At 67.9% G+C, this 16,826-nt stretch carries 17 protein-coding genes; 2 read left to right on the forward strand and 15 right to left on the reverse strand.

The window, feature by feature from the left end:
- Nucleotides 1–37 precede the first annotated feature (37 nt).
- From V9K93_RS13795 to V9K93_RS13820, 6 genes are all read right to left on the reverse strand, one after another.
- Nucleotides 38–964, reverse strand: a complete 927-nt coding sequence (locus V9K93_RS13795; protein WP_337302719.1) for a FecR family protein — start codon at nt 962–964, stop codon at nt 38–40.
- Nucleotides 961–1,470, reverse strand: coding sequence for an RNA polymerase sigma factor (locus tag V9K93_RS13800; protein ID WP_046984672.1), 510 nt, complete (start codon nt 1,468–1,470; stop codon nt 961–963). The genes V9K93_RS13795 and V9K93_RS13800 overlap by 4 nt, the downstream gene beginning before the upstream one ends.
- A gap of 127 nt (nt 1,471–1,597) precedes the next feature.
- Entirely contained in the window at nt 1,598–2,104 is a 507-nt protein-coding gene (locus V9K93_RS13805) for a hypothetical protein (protein ID WP_046984671.1), read from the reverse strand.
- A 69-nt stretch (nt 2,105–2,173) separates the two neighbouring features.
- Entirely contained in the window at nt 2,174–2,398 is a 225-nt protein-coding gene (locus V9K93_RS13810; RefSeq protein ID WP_046984670.1) for a hypothetical protein, read from the reverse strand.
- On the reverse strand, nt 2,395–3,096 hold the full coding sequence (locus V9K93_RS13815) for a glutamine amidotransferase (RefSeq protein WP_046984669.1): 702 nt from the start codon (nt 3,094–3,096) through the stop codon (nt 2,395–2,397). Before V9K93_RS13815 ends, V9K93_RS13810 begins: the two co-directional genes overlap by 4 nt.
- Nucleotides 3,093–3,866 (reverse strand): YggS family pyridoxal phosphate-dependent enzyme, encoded by a 774-nt coding sequence (locus V9K93_RS13820; RefSeq protein WP_337302720.1) that lies wholly within the window; start codon nt 3,864–3,866, stop codon nt 3,093–3,095. Before V9K93_RS13820 ends, V9K93_RS13815 begins: the two co-directional genes overlap by 4 nt.
- Nucleotides 3,867–3,942: 76 nt before the next feature.
- Between V9K93_RS13820 and ptsJ the strand changes: the two genes are divergently transcribed.
- Nucleotides 3,943–5,229 (forward strand): MocR-like B6 salvage transcription factor PtsJ, encoded by a 1,287-nt coding sequence (ptsJ, locus tag V9K93_RS13825; RefSeq protein WP_046984667.1) that lies wholly within the window; start codon nt 3,943–3,945, stop codon nt 5,227–5,229.
- 67 nt (nt 5,230–5,296) lie between these two features.
- Here ptsJ and V9K93_RS13830 read toward each other — a convergent pair whose 3' ends face one another.
- From V9K93_RS13830 to V9K93_RS13860, 7 genes are all read right to left on the reverse strand, one after another.
- A complete protein-coding gene (locus V9K93_RS13830) occupies nt 5,297–5,803 on the reverse strand; it encodes a hypothetical protein (protein WP_046984666.1) in 507 nt (168 codons plus the stop codon).
- An 81-nt stretch (nt 5,804–5,884) separates the two neighbouring features.
- On the reverse strand, nt 5,885–8,995 hold the full coding sequence (locus V9K93_RS13835) for an error-prone DNA polymerase (protein ID WP_046984665.1): 3,111 nt from the start codon (nt 8,993–8,995) through the stop codon (nt 5,885–5,887).
- A 6-nt stretch (nt 8,996–9,001) separates the two neighbouring features.
- Nucleotides 9,002–10,411, reverse strand: a complete 1,410-nt coding sequence (locus tag V9K93_RS13840; protein ID WP_337302721.1) for a Y-family DNA polymerase — start codon at nt 10,409–10,411, stop codon at nt 9,002–9,004.
- Nucleotides 10,412–10,420: 9 nt separating this feature from the next.
- Nucleotides 10,421–11,035 carry a translesion DNA synthesis-associated protein ImuA gene (gene imuA / locus V9K93_RS13845; protein WP_337302722.1) on the reverse strand — a complete coding sequence of 205 codons (615 nt, stop codon included), beginning with the start codon at nt 11,033–11,035 and terminating at the stop codon, nt 10,421–10,423.
- Between the two features lie 297 nt (nt 11,036–11,332).
- Nucleotides 11,333–12,340 (reverse strand): cyclase family protein, encoded by a 1,008-nt coding sequence (locus V9K93_RS13850; protein WP_046984662.1) that lies wholly within the window; start codon nt 12,338–12,340, stop codon nt 11,333–11,335.
- A gap of 35 nt (nt 12,341–12,375) precedes the next feature.
- Nucleotides 12,376–13,026 carry a DsbA family oxidoreductase gene (locus V9K93_RS13855; RefSeq protein WP_046984661.1) on the reverse strand — a complete coding sequence of 217 codons (651 nt, stop codon included), beginning with the start codon at nt 13,024–13,026 and terminating at the stop codon, nt 12,376–12,378.
- Between the two features lie 92 nt (nt 13,027–13,118).
- Nucleotides 13,119–14,069 (reverse strand): LysR family transcriptional regulator, encoded by a 951-nt coding sequence (locus tag V9K93_RS13860; RefSeq protein ID WP_295381929.1) that lies wholly within the window; start codon nt 14,067–14,069, stop codon nt 13,119–13,121.
- Nucleotides 14,070–14,200: 131 nt separating this feature from the next.
- Here V9K93_RS13860 and V9K93_RS13865 point away from each other — a divergent pair, with 131 nt between their 5' ends.
- Nucleotides 14,201–15,091 carry a sterol desaturase family protein gene (locus V9K93_RS13865; protein WP_337302723.1) on the forward strand — a complete coding sequence of 297 codons (891 nt, stop codon included), beginning with the start codon at nt 14,201–14,203 and terminating at the stop codon, nt 15,089–15,091.
- 9 nt (nt 15,092–15,100) lie between these two features.
- Here the strand turns inward: V9K93_RS13865 and V9K93_RS13870 are convergent, their stop codons facing one another.
- Together V9K93_RS13870 and V9K93_RS13875 are read right to left on the reverse strand one after the other, a co-directional pair.
- Entirely contained in the window at nt 15,101–15,805 is a 705-nt protein-coding gene (locus V9K93_RS13870) for an AraC family transcriptional regulator (protein WP_046984660.1), read from the reverse strand.
- A 290-nt stretch (nt 15,806–16,095) separates the two neighbouring features.
- Complete coding sequence (locus V9K93_RS13875; RefSeq protein ID WP_295380692.1) at nt 16,096–16,530, reverse strand: VOC family protein; 435 nt, start codon at nt 16,528–16,530, stop codon at nt 16,096–16,098.
- Nucleotides 16,531–16,826 lie beyond the last annotated feature (296 nt).

Below are 16,826 nucleotides of genomic sequence, written 5' to 3' on the forward strand. Positions count from 1 at the left end.
GTCGTCATCCTGGGTAGACGCGGCCGCGGACCGGATGTCAGGGTGCATCACGCTGTTCCCTGCGCGGCGGCAGCCACACCTGTATGCCTGCACCGAAGTGCAGCACGCGCACCTGCAGCTGGGTGGCCAGCTGGTCGCGGTTGCTGGCCGCACCATCGGCCCTGCCGAGCAGGGTGACCGGCTGCTGGCGCAGGCGCTCGCCGACGACCCATGTGTGCCCGCCATGCCAACGGTCCAGACCCTGGACGACTTCAGCCAGGGGGGCCGACACCCAGTGCAGGCGCCGTTCGCGCCAAGCCAGGACACTGCTGTCTGCGTCTGTCGCGATCGCCGGTGTGTTTCCATTGAAGCGCAGCTGCTGACCCTCGCTGGCCTGCACGCTGCTGGCGCCGCTTTCCACGCGGACGCTGTGTTCGGTGACTGTGACCACGCTGCTGCCGCCCTGCACGGCCAGATCAAATGCGGTTCCCAGTGCGGTGACGGTGCCCTGTGGGGTGTGTACCTGGAATGGCCGGTCGGCATCGGCGGCGACCTTGAACCAGGCTTGCCCTCGCTGCAGCTGCAGCTGGCGGCGCTGTGCGTCGACGCGCACATGCACTTCGCTGCCCGGCGACAACAGCACATGCGAGCCGTCCGGCAGGGCTTCATCACGGATCTCGCCAGCGGCGGTGCGCAGTACCTGAGCAGCAGGCGGCGAGGCGTGGCGGCTGTACAGACCGAGCGCGCACAGCAAAAGGACCGCAATGCCGGCTTCGCGGAGGCGGCGGCGTTGCCTGCGTTGCTGGTGCCGCTGCAAGCTCGGCAACGCTGCACCGGCCTGCCACAGCTGCTGCAGATGCTGGTAATGCGCGGCATGTCGCGGATCGGCCTGGTACCACTGTTCGAACGCGCTCTCGTCGCGGTCACCGTCGTGCCCGTCCAGCCACCAGCGTGCGGCTTCGCGCGCGATCGCGTCCTGGCTCATGCGCCCGGTACCTGCTGCAGGGCGACCAGAGCACGCAGCAGATGGCCATGCGCGGTCTGCCGGCTGATGCCGAGCTGGCGGCCGATCTCGGCCAGTGCCAACTGCTCCACCCGGGCCAGCAGGAACACCTGGCGTGATCGCGGCGGCAGCGCGGCGATGATTGCATCGAGATGGCGCAGCTGTTCGGCGTCGAGCAGGCGTTGCTCCGGCAGCGGTGCAGGATCGGCGATGGCGTGCAGCTGCGCGTCATCCAGCGCCTCTTCGCGACGGCGCTGGCGTTGCCGGTAGTGGTCGGCGATCAGGTTGTGGGCAACGCGGTACAGATAGGCGCGGCCATTGTTCAGCAGGCCGCTGGTGGCGACCTTGACGACACGCAGCCAGGTTTCCTGGACGACGTCATCGGCGTCGCTGCGTTGCGGGAGTTTGCGGCGGACATGGGCGTGCAGCGGCCGGTAATGGGCCGCGCACAGATGCGCGACATCCGTCGGTTCGACAGGCGTGGACACGGGGCGGGCGACAACTGGGAAAGGGAACAGCCCGCGGCGGCAAGGGCAGCGGCTGCACCTTACAGCAAAAGAGAATCATTTGCATCAACGAGTGCGGGCGGTGAACGACGCACGGCCGCCGGTGGGGTTACCGTGGTGGGTAATCGCAGTGGATCTGCAACGATTCGGTCGGGTTGTGATGCAGCACGAATCCGCAGTGCTGCAGGCTGCGCTTCACCCGCGTGACCGCCTCGGCATGGCGGGCGACGCGACGGCGTTGCCAGCGCAGCGGAGTAAATACGCCCAGGGGCAGCAGTCGTAGCCGCTTGCCGCGCAGTACCAGTGAGACATCGACATGGCAGCCATCGATGTCGTGACCATTGGCCCCGAAGATAGCGTCGACCTCATCGTGACGCTGAGGGTAGCAGGTGCGGAAGAGGGTGATGCCGAACCGCCGCACCAGGCGGCGGAAACCACCGAGGCGGCTGTGGCTGGGTTCGAAGCCGCGGGTGAGCAGCAGGCGCAGTTCGGCAGGTAGCAGCGACTGTGCATCGAGCAGGCGCTGCAGCACCTCTGTTTCGATCTGGATATGGGTAGAGGGCCAGCGCGGGGCGATGAGCAGCCCGTGGTGGCTGCCGCGTTGCAGGGTCAACATGGCGGAAGATTGGCATGCCGGAATGCCGTCGGGTAGTGCCGGCCGCTGGCCGGCACTACCATCGTCGGGTCAGAGATCGCGGTACTGGATCTGTGAAGCCAGCACGCGCAGGCCGTCAGCATTGCTGGACAGGATGCGTTCTTCGCCGACACCTTTCTGCCGCTTCAACTGGAAGCCCTGATCCGCAGGCAGCTGTGCGGCGATGGCGTCCATGCGTTGCAGGGCATCAGGGCCGCTGCAGTCGAAGTGGCCCCAGTGGGCGCCATCGCGGTGGATCTGCAATCGGTAGTTCATCGCGGCATCTCCGGCAGGTCCTGTAGCCAATGGTCGAACATCGCGGTGGCGGCAGCGGCCAGTGGTGCACCGTAGCGGCGTGCCTGCGCGCGCATATCGTTCGGATCGATGCCGGCCTGGGCCAGCTCCAGGGTGTGGCCGATCAGCCAGCGCTCGAACTGGCGCGCGTCCAGTTCCGGATGGCATTGCAGGGCCAGTGCGTGGCTGCCGATGGCGAAGGCCTGGTGACGGCAGGCCGGCGTGCTGGCCAGGCGGCGTGCACCGGCCGGAAGTTCGAACGCCTCGCCATGCCAATGCAGTACCGGAATGCCCTGCAGGGCCTGCAGCGGGGAACGCTGGCCTTCATCGGTCAGCAGCAGCGGTGCAAAACCGATCTCTTTGCCACCACTGGGAGCGACGCTGGCACCAAGCGCGTGGGCCATCAACTGCGCGCCGAGGCAGATGCCCAGGGTCGGCCGCTGCTGCTGCAGGCGACGCTGCAGCACAGTGATACTCTCGGCCAGGAACGGATAGGTATCCACATCGTTGACACTGATCGGCCCACCAAGCACTACCAGCAGGTCGGCAGAGTCGACCGGATCGAGCGCATCGATACCGGCCTGCAGCACCTGCAACTGCCAACCCTGCGTCAGCAGCAGCGGCTGCAGGGTGCCGAGGTCTTCGAAGGCGACGTGTTGCAGAACGACTGCGTGCTTCATGCCGGGGCTCCGCTGTTCGGCCAGTAGAAGCTGTCCGGGGTGGCGCGGGCGCCGAAGATGGCTTGGCCGACACGAACCACGGTGGCGCCTTCCTCGATGGCGACTTCGAAATCGCCGGACATGCCCATCGACAGCTGCGACAGGTCGAGACCGGGCGGGGCGGTGTGTTGCAGTTGGTCGCGCAGTTCGCGCAGGCGCACAAAGCAGGCGCGCACGCGCTCGACGTCGGGGGTGAAGATGGCCAGGGTCATCAGGCCGCGCACGCGCAGGTGATCGAAGGCCGGCAACTGCTGCACGAAGGCCTCGACCGCGTCGGGTTCCAGTCCGTACTTGCTCGGCTCGGCCGAGGTGTTGACCTGCACGAACACATCCAGCGTGCGGTCTTCCAGCTGCAGGCGCTGCTGCAGGGCCTCGGCCACGCGCAGGCTGTCCAGCGCCTGGAACTCGCTGGCAAAGCGCGCCACGTAGCGCGCCTTGTTGGTCTGCAGATGGCCGATCACCGACCAGTGCACGCCAAGGTCGGCCATTGTTTCGGCCTTGCGCTGTGCTTCCTGCACCTTGTTCTCGCCCAGTTCCTGGCAGCCGGCGGCCACCGCCATGCGGATGCGGGCGTCATCGACGGTCTTGCTGACCGGAAGCAGGCGCACGCTGGCCGGATCCCGGCCGACACGCGCGCAGGCATTGGCGATGCGTTGGCGCACCGTGACCAAGTTGTCGGCGATCTGTTCAACGGACTGGGCGACGGGCCAGTCGGCAGCGGCAAGGGGCATGCGGGCACCTCCAATGCAGGGTGGCCAGGGTGGGATACACTGGCACAGGACAAGAGATATTTTGGCATAGGACAAAATGAAAATCACCGGGCATAGCGCCGAGTCGATCTTCGACAGCATCCGCGACGGCATCGGCAAGGGCCGCCTGCCGGCCGGCAGCGTGCTGCCGCCGGTGCGTGAATTGGCCGAGCAGCTGGGCGTGAACCGCAACACCGTGGCCGCTGCCTACAAGCGCCTGGATGCGGCGGGCCTGGCCAGCACGGCGGGCCGCCGTGGCACGGTGGTGCGCGGATTGCCGCCGACGCTGGCGCGCGAGGGCAGTACGCCGGGGCTGGCGCTGCAGGACCTGGCCGGCGGCAACCCGGATCCTCGCCTGTTGCCGAACCTGCGCCTGGCCCCGGCGGCGCCGCGCTTGTACGGCGTGGGCACGGTCGACCCGAGGTTACAGGCGCTGGCACGGGCCTCGCTGGATGCGGACTGCCCCGAAGGCTATGCGCTGGAGCTGACCCATGGCGCGGTCGATGGCATCGAGCGCCTGCTGGCGGCGTGGCTGCTGCCGGGCGATCGCATCGCGGTGGAAGATCCGTGTTTCCTCGGCAGCCTCAACGTGCTCAACGCGGTGGGTCACGCGCCGTTGCCGGTGGCGATGGACGCGCACGGCATGCAGGTCGAATCGCTGCGGCAGGCGCTGGGGGCCGGTGCACGCGCGGTGCTGCTGACCCCGCGGGCACACAACCCGACCGGGGCCAGCCTGGATGCGAAGCGGGCGCGGGCGTTGCGCCAGCTGCTGGCGGCCTATCCGCAGGTGGCGGTGCTGATCGATGATCACTACGCGCTGCTCTCGCAGCAGGCCTATCACTCGGTGCTGCCGCTGGATGGTCGTCGCTGGGCTGTGCTGCGCTCGTTGTCCAAGCCACTCGGTCCCGATCTGCGGCTGGCGTGGTTGGCCTGCGATGAAGAGACCGCGTCGCGGTTACGGTTGCGGTTGGCGTCTGGTACCGGCTGGGTCAGCCACCTGCTGCAGGATGCGGCGACTTCGGTGCTGGCATCGGCGACGCAGCAGGCGAAGATCGCGTCGGCAGGTGAGCGCTACCAGCAGCGGTTGCAGTCGCTGCAGGAACTGCTGCGTGCACGTGGCGTGCCGACACCGCAGCCGATGGAAGGATTGAACCTGTGGCTGCCGTTGCTGGCGGACAGCCATCCGCAGGTGCTGGCGCTGGCTTCGCGCGGATGGCATGTGCGTGCAGGCGAAGTATTCGCGGTGGCGGCACCGGGCCATGGTCTGCGCATTACCTGCGCGGCGCTGGGGTCGGCGCAGCTGCAGCAGCTGGCCGATGATCTGGCGGCGGTGTGTGGTTTGTAGCGTCGAGCCATGCTCGACTGCCGTACGCGTAAAGCAGTCGAGCATGGCTCGACGCTACAAAAGCAGATCAGGGCGCGGCGTTGGCACCCGGGCGCACGTAGTAGGACTGGCCGCTGTCATCGACGAACATCAGTTCCGGCTTGCCCTGCCAGGAGGTGAGCATGGCGCCAGTGTTGTTCTGGTGCTTGACCATCAGGCTGGCGCCACGGTCCGGATTGGCCACCACCTTGAACACTTCGGTGGTGCCGGTGGCATCGTCCAGGGTCAGCAGCGCTTCGCCGCCGCGGTCGCTGGTGCCGTAGCCGCCGCGTTCGGAGCCGTCGGGGCCGAGCAGGATCAGGCCGGACAGGGCGGTGGCGCGCGGCCCCTGGGTGCGGCCCTGGCTGAGCGGATCGGGAACCGGTGCGCCGAGGATCACCCGCGGTTGGCCGCTTGCATCGTGGATGATCAGCCCGCGTGCCTCGATGATGCGCTGTGGCGATTGGCTGCGATGCAGGTTCCAGGCGGTCCAGCCGGAAACAAGCAGGGCGAGGGTCGAGACCACCAGTGTGGTCAGCAGCAGTGCACGGGGCATCGGGTCGTCCTTCCTTGGATGTGCCGACGATAGCGGATGCGGGCCGGCAATGGCCAGTTCGTTGTGTGACGTTGTGTATCGTCAGTGGAAATCGCGGCTGTGGCTGCGCAGTCCCTGCAGCAGTTCATCCAGGCAGTGCATGCGTTGCACGATGACATGCTGCACGCCATCGACGCGTTCCAGGCGGCCATCGATCTGCATCAGCTGGGTATCGACCAGCACCCGGTGCTGGCGATCGGCCAGGTGCCGCCAGACCACGGCGTTGACCATGCCGGTCTCATCTTCGAGCGTGAGGAAGGTGACGCCGCTGGCGGTCTGTGGGCGCTGGCGCATGCGCACCAGGCCGGCGACGCGCACGCGCCGACCATGGCCGTGGCCCGCCAGCTGTGCTGCGTCCAGGCAACCGCGACTGCGCAGCTGCGTACGGAGGAACCAGATCGGATGGCGGCCAAGGGTGGTACCGGTGCTGCGGTAATCTGCCTGCATGTCCTCCCAGGCGCTGGGCAGGGGCAGTGGCACGCGGGCTTCGGCGGTGGCGCGGGCCTGGTCGAACAGTGGCAGCCGGTTTTCCACGCCGGAGATATCCCAGCGTGCACGATGGCGATGGCCGCTGATCCCGCGCAGTGCACCAGCATCGGCCAGCAGGCCCTGCTGGCGGCGGTCCAGTGCGGCGCGCTGACACAGGTCGCCCACATCGTCGAACGGGCGCCGCGCACGTTCGCGCATGATGGCCTGCACGGCGGGCTCGTTGCAGCCATCGACCAGGCGCAGTCCGAGGCGGATTGCCGCCGGCCCCTTGCTGAAGTCCAGGGTGCAGTCCCAGTCGCTGTGGCGCACGTCCACTGGCAGCACGCGAATGCCGTGTCGGCGCGCGTCCTGCAGCAGCTGGTCGGGGCTGTAGAAGCCCAGTGGCTGGCTGTTGATCAGGCTGGCAGTGAACGCGGCGGGGTGATGGCACTTCAGCCAGCAGCTGTTATAGGTCAGCAGGGCGAAGCTGGCAGCATGGCTTTCCGGGAAACCGTAATCACCGAAGCCCTTGATCTGCTCGAAGAGGTGTTCGCCGTACTCACGGCTGAAGCCATTCTTCAACATGCCGGCCAGCAACTTCTCGCGATGCGGTTCCAGGCCGCCACGACGCTTCCATGCTGCCATCGAGCGGCGTAGGGCATCGGCTTGGCCAGGTGTGTAACCTGCTGCTTCCACTGCCAGCTGCATCACCTGCTCCTGGAACAGTGGTATGCCCAACGTGCGTGCGAACACGCGCTCCAGTTGCGCTGGATAGAGCGGATTGTCAGGGTCGTTCAGTGCATCCGGGCCTTGCTCGCGCAGGATCCTCCGCCGTTCCAGATAGGGGTGCACCATGTCGCCCTGGATCGGGCCGGGGCGCACGATCGCCACTTCAATCACCAGATCGTAGAAGCTGCGCGGTTGCAGACGTGGCAGCATCGCCATCTGCGCACGCGATTCGATCTGAAACACGCCGATGGTGTCGGCGGCGCAGATCATGTCGTAGGTCTTCGTATCCTTGGCAGGGATCGCATCCATGCGCCCTTCGTGCAGGCCATGCTGTTTCAGCATCGCCAGGCACTTGCGGATGGCGGTGAGCATGCCCAGCGCCAGGCAGTCGACCTTCATCAGGCCGGTGGCATCCAGATCGTCCTTGTCCCATTGGATGACGGTGCGGTCGGCCATCGCCGCGTTTTCCACCGGTACCAGGGTCGACAGCGGGTGCTCGGAGATCACGAAGCCGCCCGGGTGCTGCGACAGGTGGCGCGGGAAGTCGATCAGCTCGGCCGTCAGCGCCAGCAGCCGCCGCATCAGCGGGGTTTCCGGATCGAAGCCGCGCTCGCGCAGGGTTTCCGGCAGCGGTACGTGGCCACCCCAGTGGTCCATCGCCGCGCCCAGTTCGTTGACCTGGTCCATCGGCAGGCCGAGCGCACGGGCCACGTCGCGGATCGCGCTGCGACCGCGGTAGCTGATCGCCACCGCGGTCAACGCAGCGCGCTCGCGTCCGTAGCGGTTGAACACGTACTGCAGTACTTCCTCGCGGCGCTCGTGCTCGAAGTCGATGTCGATATCCGGTGGCTCGTCGCGCTCGGCGGAGATGAAGCGCTCGAACAGCAGGTTGCTGCGCGCCGGGTCGATCTCGGTCACGCCCAGCACGAAGCACACTGCCGAGTTGGCCGCCGAGCCGCGGCCCTGGCAGAGGATGTCCTGGCTGCGCGCGAAGCGCACGATGTCCTGCACGGTGAGGAAGTAGGAGGCGTAGTTCTTCTGCCTGATCAACGCCAGTTCGTGCTCGATCTGCGTGCGTTGCGCTGGTTCGATGCCGCCTTTCCAGCGCCACGGGATGCCACGCTCGACCAGCACGCGCAGCCAGCTGTCCGGATCGTGGCCCTCCGGCACCAGTTCGCGTGGATAGGTGTACTGCAACTGCTCCAGCGTGAAGTGGCAACGCTCGGCGATGCGCAGGGTCTCGGCCAGCAGTTCGGGCGGATACAGTTGGGCCAGTGCGGTACGCGGACGCAGGTGGCGCTCGCCGTTGGGGAACAGGCGCCAGCCGGCTTCGGCCACGCTGCAGCGGTGGCGGATCGCGGTCAGGGTGTCCTGCAGGGCGCGGCGGCGGCGCACGTGCATGTGCACATCACCACTGGCGACCAGCGGCAGGCAGTGGCGTTCGCCGAAGGCCTGCAGCAGCTGCAGGCGGCGCGCGTCGTCGTGTTCGTGGTGCAGTTCCACCGCCAACCACAGCCGATCATCGAAGCCGGCGCGCAGCAGTTCCAGATCGGTGGCCGCCGGTTGCCGGTCCAGCCACAGGCACAGCAGGCCGTCGGGCAGGCCGAGCAGGTCCTCGCGCAGGCAGCGGTATTCGCCCTTGGCCGCGCGCCGCCGGCAGGTGGTGATCAACTGGCACAAGCCGGCGTAGGCGGCCTGGTCGGAGCACAGCAGGGCCAGCTTCGGCCCGTCCTCGACCTGGAATTCGGCGCCGACGATCAGCGCCACGCCATGCGTCTTGGCGGCCTGCCAGGCGCGCACGATGCCGGCCAGCGAGCATTCGTCGGTGATCGCCAATGCGCGGTAGCCCTGGCCAGCGGCGCGCGCGAACAGTTCTTCGGCGATCGAGGCGCCACGCTGGAAACTGAAGGCCGACAGGCAGTGCAGTTCGGCGTAGCCGGGCAGTTCGTTGTGCATGACGGCTCAGCCGAACCAGCCGTGCAGCATCCACGGCGCATGCGGATCATTGCGCTCACGGAAAGCCCAGCCGCGCTGGCCATGCGCGGTTTCCACCACGTAGTAGTCGCGGCGCGCGTCGGCCTGGTCCCACCAGCCCGATTCGATCCGCTCCGGCCCGGTGACGATGCGCAGGCGGGGATCACGCAGCGGTTGCGGCGTGTCCAGCAGCCAGCCCGGACGCAGCGGCCAGTACGACGGAGGCTTGACCGCGGGCTGGGTGCCACTGGCGCGTTCGGGGCGATGGTCGGCCTGCACCGCCAGCGGCTGCACGGCTTCATCGCCCAGCCGCGCACGCAGGCGCTCGCGCAGCTGGTTCCAGGGCATTGCCTGTGCCGGCCGGGTGTCGAACAGGTCACGCGCGGCGGGCACGAACGGTGGCAACTGCTCGGCCTGCAGGCGCAGTGCGCGGCTGCCGGCCGGCAGGGCGAAGGCTTCCATGCGGTTGCGTGCGATCTCGAACAGCAGCGCGGGATCACGCTCGGGCGCCAGCAGGCCGATGGTCAGTACGCTGGCCGGCAGCAGGTCGTGCTCGAAATGCAGGTCGAAGCGCTGCACGCCGCCATCGCGCGAACAGAGGAACGCAGCCAGATCCAACAGCAGCCGGCGCAGCGGGAACAGCAGGGCCTGGCTGGATTCGATCTCGTATTCGAATTCGATGCGCGCATCGAAACGATCCGGTGGCTGGTAGTAACGCAGTGGCGCAGTGGGCAGGCCACGCAATGCGTCCAGCTGCTGCAGCACCTCGGGGGCGAAGCGCCGGGCCAGACTGTCACGCGGCAGTTCGAGCACCGCACCCAGCGTGCGCAGGCCGGAACGGCCGAGCACGGTCACCGCTTCGCTGGGCAGGCCACAGCGCGGCAAAGGCAGCTGAGCCAGTGCCGCTGGCAGCTGCTGCGCATCGATGCCGAGGCCGTCGTGGACATTGGCCAGCACGCGCGCGGCATGCGCGGTGGGCGCGGCCACCAGGCGATGGCGGAAACCAAGCGCATGCAGTTCGTTGCGCAGCCGCTGCTCGATTGTCAGCCAGTCGCCGAACAGGGCGCGGCTGGCACCGATCTCCATGACCAGCGCATGCGGAAAATCGAGGCTGACCTGCGAGCTGTAGGCATAGGCCCAGCTGGCCAGCAGCTGCCGGGTGTGCTGTTCGGCGGTGGGGTCGTAGTCGTGCAGGTGCATGTCCTGCACCAGTACCTGCGCGGCCGACAGCAGCATGCCCGGGCGCAGTCCCACCGCACGGGCGGCCGGGCTGACCGCACGCAGCACGCGACGCTGTGCCGGCCCCTGCAGCAGCACCAGTGGCCGCTGCGGGTCCGGCTGCAGGCGCAGCACGCTGTCCAGCGCCAGCTGCGGCAACAACAGGCAGGCCCAATGCATAGCGCGGCCTCAGTGGGTGATGGCCAGTGGCAACGGCTGCGCGGGTGGCAGGCCGCCACGGCACTTCAGCACCCGTACCTGGCTGTGGTCGAGCTGCAGGCGCAGGCTGGCTGGGGAGGGGTTGCGCGCTGCCTGCGCCTCGCGGAACACGAAGCCCAGGCACTGGCCGCTGTCGGCAGCCACCTGCAGCCGGCGCAGGGCGCGATCGTCGGCCTGGTGCGGCCAGCACAGCACCGCCGCGCAGGCCGCAGAGCGCAGGCACTGTTCGGCGGCCCACAGCGCCTGTTTCGGTGCGGCGTGGATGATCTGCAGCTGGGCCAGGTCCAGTCCGGCGGCGGCCCAGGCCGGGGCATGCGGGCGATAGGGCGGGGCGACCAGCACGATCGGGCGTTCGCGCTGGCTCAGCTTGGCCAGTGCCGGCCAGACCAGCGCCAGCTCGCCGACACCGGGCGCTGCCTGCAGCACCTCACACAGCCCGCTGGCCGGCCAGCCGCCGCCGGGGAGGCGTGCGTCCAGTGCCGGGTGGCCGCTGGCCAGGTGGTCGCTGGCCGGGCCCTGGCGGGCTGGGCCGCGCCACAGCTGGCGCCCGTCCAGCAGCCGGTCGAGGGCGACGACGGCACCCATCAGCCGGTCCTCCAAGGCGGGCGCCGGGTTGGCTTGAAGCGGCAGGAACGGGCGGAAACGGCAGGCATGGCGCGAGTATCGACGGGCCGGTATCAGGGGCTGAGACCGGACATGCTACTCGCGTTGTGAGTAGAATTACTAATGAAATCGGAGGGTAGGGTTTCAGGTTGCTGAAGGGGTAAAGGAGTGCCGACCAAGGTCGGCACCCACCGGGTGTGGGACGGAATGCCGACCAAGGTCGGCACCCACCGGGTGTGGGACGGAATGCCGACCAAGGTCGGCACCCACAGGCCCCGGTTACGGGCGGACCGGCAACGCCACCGGGCGCAGCGGCGCGGCATCGCCGCCGCGGATCTTCAGCGGGCCGCCGATGAAGGCGAACTCATAGACCTTGTCGCGGGCCAGTTCGTCCAGCGCCACCAGCTCGATGATCGGCGCGCCCTGCTGGGCCAGCAGGTAGGTGTGCAGCGGCACGTAGTCATCGGACACCTCCGAGGGGAAGGTCTCGAAGCTGAGGTTGTCGGCGCCGACGATCATCGCGCCGCTGTCCTCGACCAGGAAGCGCGCGGCGTCCAGGCCCATGCCCGGCGGGTTGGCCATGTAGGCCTTGGGCTGTTCGAACAGGCGCATGCGGCCGGTGCGGATCAGCACCACGTCGCCCTGCTGCAGCTTCACCTGCTGGCGTGCCAGCGCATCCTTCAGGTCCTGGCGGGTGACGCGGTAGCTGTCCGGCAGCATGTCCACGCCCTTGGCGCCGGCCACGTCGATCAGCACGCCACGCGCGATCAGCGGTGGGAATTTCTCGATGCCGGTGACGTTCCAGCCACGGTCGCCGAGGTGCTTGTCGGCCTCGAAGCCGTTCCAGATCTTTCCGTGGATGCCGAAGTGGTTCAGTGCATCGATGTGGGTGCCGGTGTGGCTGTACATCGAGAACGCGGTGCCGGTGTAGCTGCGGGTGAGGTTCATGGTTTCACCCACGCCCATCGGATCATCCATCACCGTGCCGCGCGGGGTATGGGTCATCCAGAACTGGTAGTGCGGGTCACCGGCGTCCTGCCAGCTGGGCATGCCGACGTAGTACTCGGTGGCCAGGTCATAGGCCTTGCCGCCACTGACCCGCGACAGGATCGCTGCGCGCGAGGCGTCGGTGATCAGGTTGAGGCGGCCGATCTCGTCCTTCGGCCCCCAGGGGCTGGTACCGACCTGCTGGCCGGAGGGAACGCGTTCGTGTGCGGAAACGGCGGTGGAAGCGGCGGTGCCGGCCAGCAGCAGGGCCAGCGCGGTGGCCAGGGTACGTGAGGTCATGGGGAATCTCCTTGCAGGGTGGGGGACGGTGCGGCTCAGGCCGCGACCAGGTGCGCCAGGGCTTGGCGCAGTTGCGGCAGCGGCAGGGTCTGCAGGCGCAGGCCGTTGCCGCCGATCACGGTGGGAATGGAGCGGATGCCGAGGGCCGCGGCTTCGGCACGGTCGGCCTGCACGCGCTGGCGCACTGCGTCGCTCCGCATGTGGTCAGCGAAGGCGCCACGTGGATGCCCCAGCGACTCGGCGATATCCAGCAGTACTTCGGCGTCGCCGACGTTGCGGTGCTGGTGCAGGTGCGCCCACTGCACGGCATCGAACATCGCGCCATGGGCGTCGTTGCCGCCGAGCATGCCGGCAGCCTGGCAGGCCAGTGCACCGAGCCAGCCGGACGGATACTCGAAGTCCTGTGCGCGCATGCCTTCGATATCGATGCGCGCGGTGTCTTCATGCGCGGCGCAGTCGGTCCAGTGGCGCAGGATGATCGCTTTGGCGCGCTCCATCGAGCCGAACACCTCGACCATCTGCGCGCGCGAGTCCTGCAGCACGAAGCTGCGATGTCGCACCTGGATGCTGAGTTCGGCGGAGACCTGCTGCAGGCGCGGGGCGAGCACGAAGCACCAGCCGCAGACCACGTCGTGGAAGAAATCGACCACCGGCGCGGTGGTAGCGGGGGAAGGAACGGAAGACATCTGCCTGCCATCGGTGAGAGGGGAGGCGGCAGATTAGGCAGCGCGGCGCGTCTGAAACAGTACGCCGCGGGCAGCTCAGTTTTCGCTGGCGGTTACGAATCCAGGCCGGCGCAGCCTGGCAGTTCGGCGTGCAGGAAATCGATGAAGGCACGCACCTTGGGCTGCAGGTGGCGTGAGGTGGGATAGACCGCATGCACGAAGCGCGGTGGATAGCGGTGGTCGGGCAGCACCTGCTGTAGTTCGCCACGGGCCAGTGCCGGTGCGGCCAGGAACGAGGGCAGGGCGCCGATGCCCATGCCGGCTACCAGCAGATCGCGCAGCAGCAGGCTGTTGTTGACGGTAGCGCGCGCCGGCAGGGTGATCGTTACCTGCCCATCAGGGCCGAGCAGCGGCCAGCTGCCGGGCGAGTCAGACAGGCTGTAGGCCAGCACGCTGTGCGCCTGCAGATCGTCCACCGCCTGCGGTGCCGGATGCTGCCGCAGGTAGGACGGAGCCGCGCACAGCACCTGCTGCAGCGAGGCCAGGCGGCGCGCTACCAGTCGCGAGTCGTCCAGCTCGGCACGCAGCCGCAGCGACACATCGAAACCTTCGCCGACCGCATCGAGCAGGCGGTCTTCCATCACAAGGTCCAGCGACAGCTGCGGATGCTGCTGCAGGAAGCGTGGCAGCAGCGGCGACAGCGTGCTCAGCGCGAATGATTGCGGTGCATTGACGCGCAGGCGTCCGGCCACGTCGCCGCGCTGTTCGGCGATGCCGCGTTCCAGCGCCTCCAGCTCGTCGAGCAGGCGGCAGCATTCGCGGTAATAGGCGTGGCCGGTTTCGGTCAGGCTCATGCGCCGCGTGGTCCGCTGCAGCAGCACCACGCCCAGATGCGTTTCCAGCGTGCGCAGCTGCTTGCTCAGCCCGGCGGGCGACATGCCCAGATCTTCGGCGGCACGGGCCAGCCCGCCGCGTTCGACGATGCGGCGGAAGGCACGCATCAGGTTGAAGGAATCCATGCCGGTCTCGGGCGCGATGAGGCCGCCATTGTAGATCCACGCCATGCGTGGATGCGGGAAACGTGGTGCCGTCCACGATGGTCATCCACCAGGGGCGCGCCGGGTTGCGCCGTTTGTTCAAGCCGGCCACCCGCATGCCGCGCCAGCATGCAGGCCCCTTACTTTCCGGATTGCCCATGAAGCACTGGATGCTCCGCCTGTATGCCCCGCTGTTCCTGCTGGGTTTCGTTGCCGCCGCCATCGTCTGGGTCGGCCACTGCCACGGTAACCCGTTGTGGCTGCTGGCCCTGCTCGCGGTTGCCATCGCGGTTTCGTTCGCTGCCGAACGTGCCTGGCCGTATGACCCCACGTTCAACCACGACCAGGGCGACAGCCTGCGTGACACCCTGCATGCGCTGGTCAACGAAAGCCTGAACCTGCTGTCGATCGCTGCGGTTCCGCTGCTGGCAGCGCTCATTCCGTGGCAGCTGTGGCCGCAGCAGTGGCCGTTCGCGCTGCAGGTGCTGATGGCCATCGTCTGCGCCGACCTTGGCATCACTCTGGTGCACTACGCCAGCCATCGCATTGGCTGGCTGTGGCGGCTGCATGCGGTGCATCACAGCGTGACCCGCATGTATGGTTTCAACGGTCTGATGAAACACCCGCTGCACCAGGCGGCCGAAGCGGTGGGTGGTGTGCTGCCGCTGCTGGTGCTGGGCCTGCCGATGCCGGTAGCCGCGGTGCTGGCGTTCGCCATTGCCATCCAGCTGCTGCTGCAGCATTCCAACGTGGACATGCGTCCCGGCGTGCTGGGTCGGGTGATGGCATGGGCACCACTGCATCGCTTCCACCACATGCGCTACGGCACCGCCGGCGATGTCAATTTCGGTTTGTTCCTGACCGTGTGGGACCACGTGCTGGGGACCGCCTTCGATGCACCGGGCTATCGCCTGGGCCGGCCTGACCTGGGCATCGGCAGCCAGCCGGACTATCCGCACGATTATCCCGGGCAGCTGATGGCACCGTTCCGTGAACTGCCGCATGGCGAGGTGCCGGAGCTGCCGGAAGGCCTGCGCAGGCGTGGGTGATCGAGCGTGTCAGGTCGCGTGCAGCTGCAGGCCCTGAAGCTGCGCGGCACCGATGCCGAACATGCGGCGCAGGCTGCGTGACAGATGGGCGAGGTCGGCAAAACCGGCCGCATGCGCGCTGTCGGTCAGGTTGTGTCCGCGCAGATGATGCATGAGCGCGTTGCGCAGCCGTTGCCACAGTACCCAGCCGCGAAGGGTCACCGCCAGCTCGGACTGGAAACGCCGGTGCAGCTGGCTGGTCGACAGGTGCGCCGCTTCGGCGATATCAGCAGCCGGCACCGGGCCGGGCAGGTGCTCGGCGATACGGGACAGCGCGGCCTGCACGCGGCGGTCCAACGGCTGCGGGCGACTCAGCCTTGGCAGCCAGTCGTGCAGCTCCAGCGCGTTGCCCGGCAGCGCGAGCAGGTGCTGCCGGATCTGGTTGGGATCGGCATGCGCCGGTTCCAGGAACACCGTGCAGCCCGCTTCCGGCGCCGACAGGATTGCGTGCGGCTGGAATGACGGCAGCCACAGCCGTTGGCCCTGCTGCCGTACGCCGTCGATCTCGACCTGCCAGGGAGCGGCTTCGCTCAGCAACAGTTGATGGGCGTAGTGCGCGTGCGTATCGCTGCCACCAGCGTGGCCTTGCAGCACAGCCACGTGAGCATCCAGCAGCAGCGTGCCATTCCAGGGCAGGGCGGGAGAGGACATGGAGGGATTGTAGATCCACGTCATACGTGGATGAATCTCCATCGAAATCGAATATTCCGACAGTTGAACGAAGAGCAGCCGAGCATGGGCTCGGCTCTACAGCAGGCTGTGCAGGGAATTGTCGAAGGCGGGGTGGGTCCGGTTGCGGGGGCGTGAGCGCCATGGATGGCGCGACCGAGGCTACATGGACGTACTTGCGCCGTCCCCCGCAACCGGACCCACCCCGCCACCCCACAGGAGCCCAGCTTTCGCTTCTGCTGTTGCTTCGGCCGTTGCCTCTGCGGGTGCCGGGCGCAGCCCGGCCGTGCGTACCCTCACCGCCCGTGCGGGTCGGGCCGGTGATGCACGTACTCGACCACGGTGCCATCAGGATGCACCGCGTTGAATGCCGCCCCGGTGGGCACCACCTGCAACGGAAAGATGATCTCGGCGCCGGCCGCCACCAGCTTGTCGTGATAGGGCCGAACGTCGTCGACCAGCAGCGTCCCCGTGGTCGAAGTGAACGGCGCCAGCGCCTCATCGCACCCTTCGATCAGCAGGAATGCACCGACCATCGCCAGGCGCAGGCCGGCATCGGGAAACGGAAAGCCCGCATCGGCCACCACGTCCTGCAGCTGCTCGTAGAAGGCCACGCTGCGCTCCAGCTCGCCCGGGGCAACGAATACCCGGATCAGCACGCGGGGACTGCGCTGGCTGGAGGTATCACAGCGGTCGCGCCAGAGGTGATCGAAGTCGCGGTGTATGTTCATGGGCGGGGTTCAAGGCCGGTGACAACCCATTATCGGCAGCCCCGCGCGGCGCGCTGATGACTGCCGGTGATGGCCTGATAACCGACCGTCGCGGTCGCCCTGTGACTTAGGTCCTGTTGACAGGTGTGAACGCCCTCGCACAATCTTCACATGATTGGGTCGCCCTGCGCGGCCCGGACAGGCAGGTTGTCACGCCGGGAGGAGGGTCCCAGGCGCAGACCGGCCCGTCCTTCGGCCTGCGGGACGTTGCCTGGCAACCCCTGCGCGGCATGAACGCTGCACCCTTCGGCGGCACT

This window comes from Stenotrophomonas sp. CCNWLW162 (assembly GCF_037203745.1).
Taxonomy (GTDB): Bacteria; Pseudomonadota; Gammaproteobacteria; order Xanthomonadales; family Xanthomonadaceae; genus Stenotrophomonas; species Stenotrophomonas maltophilia_AQ.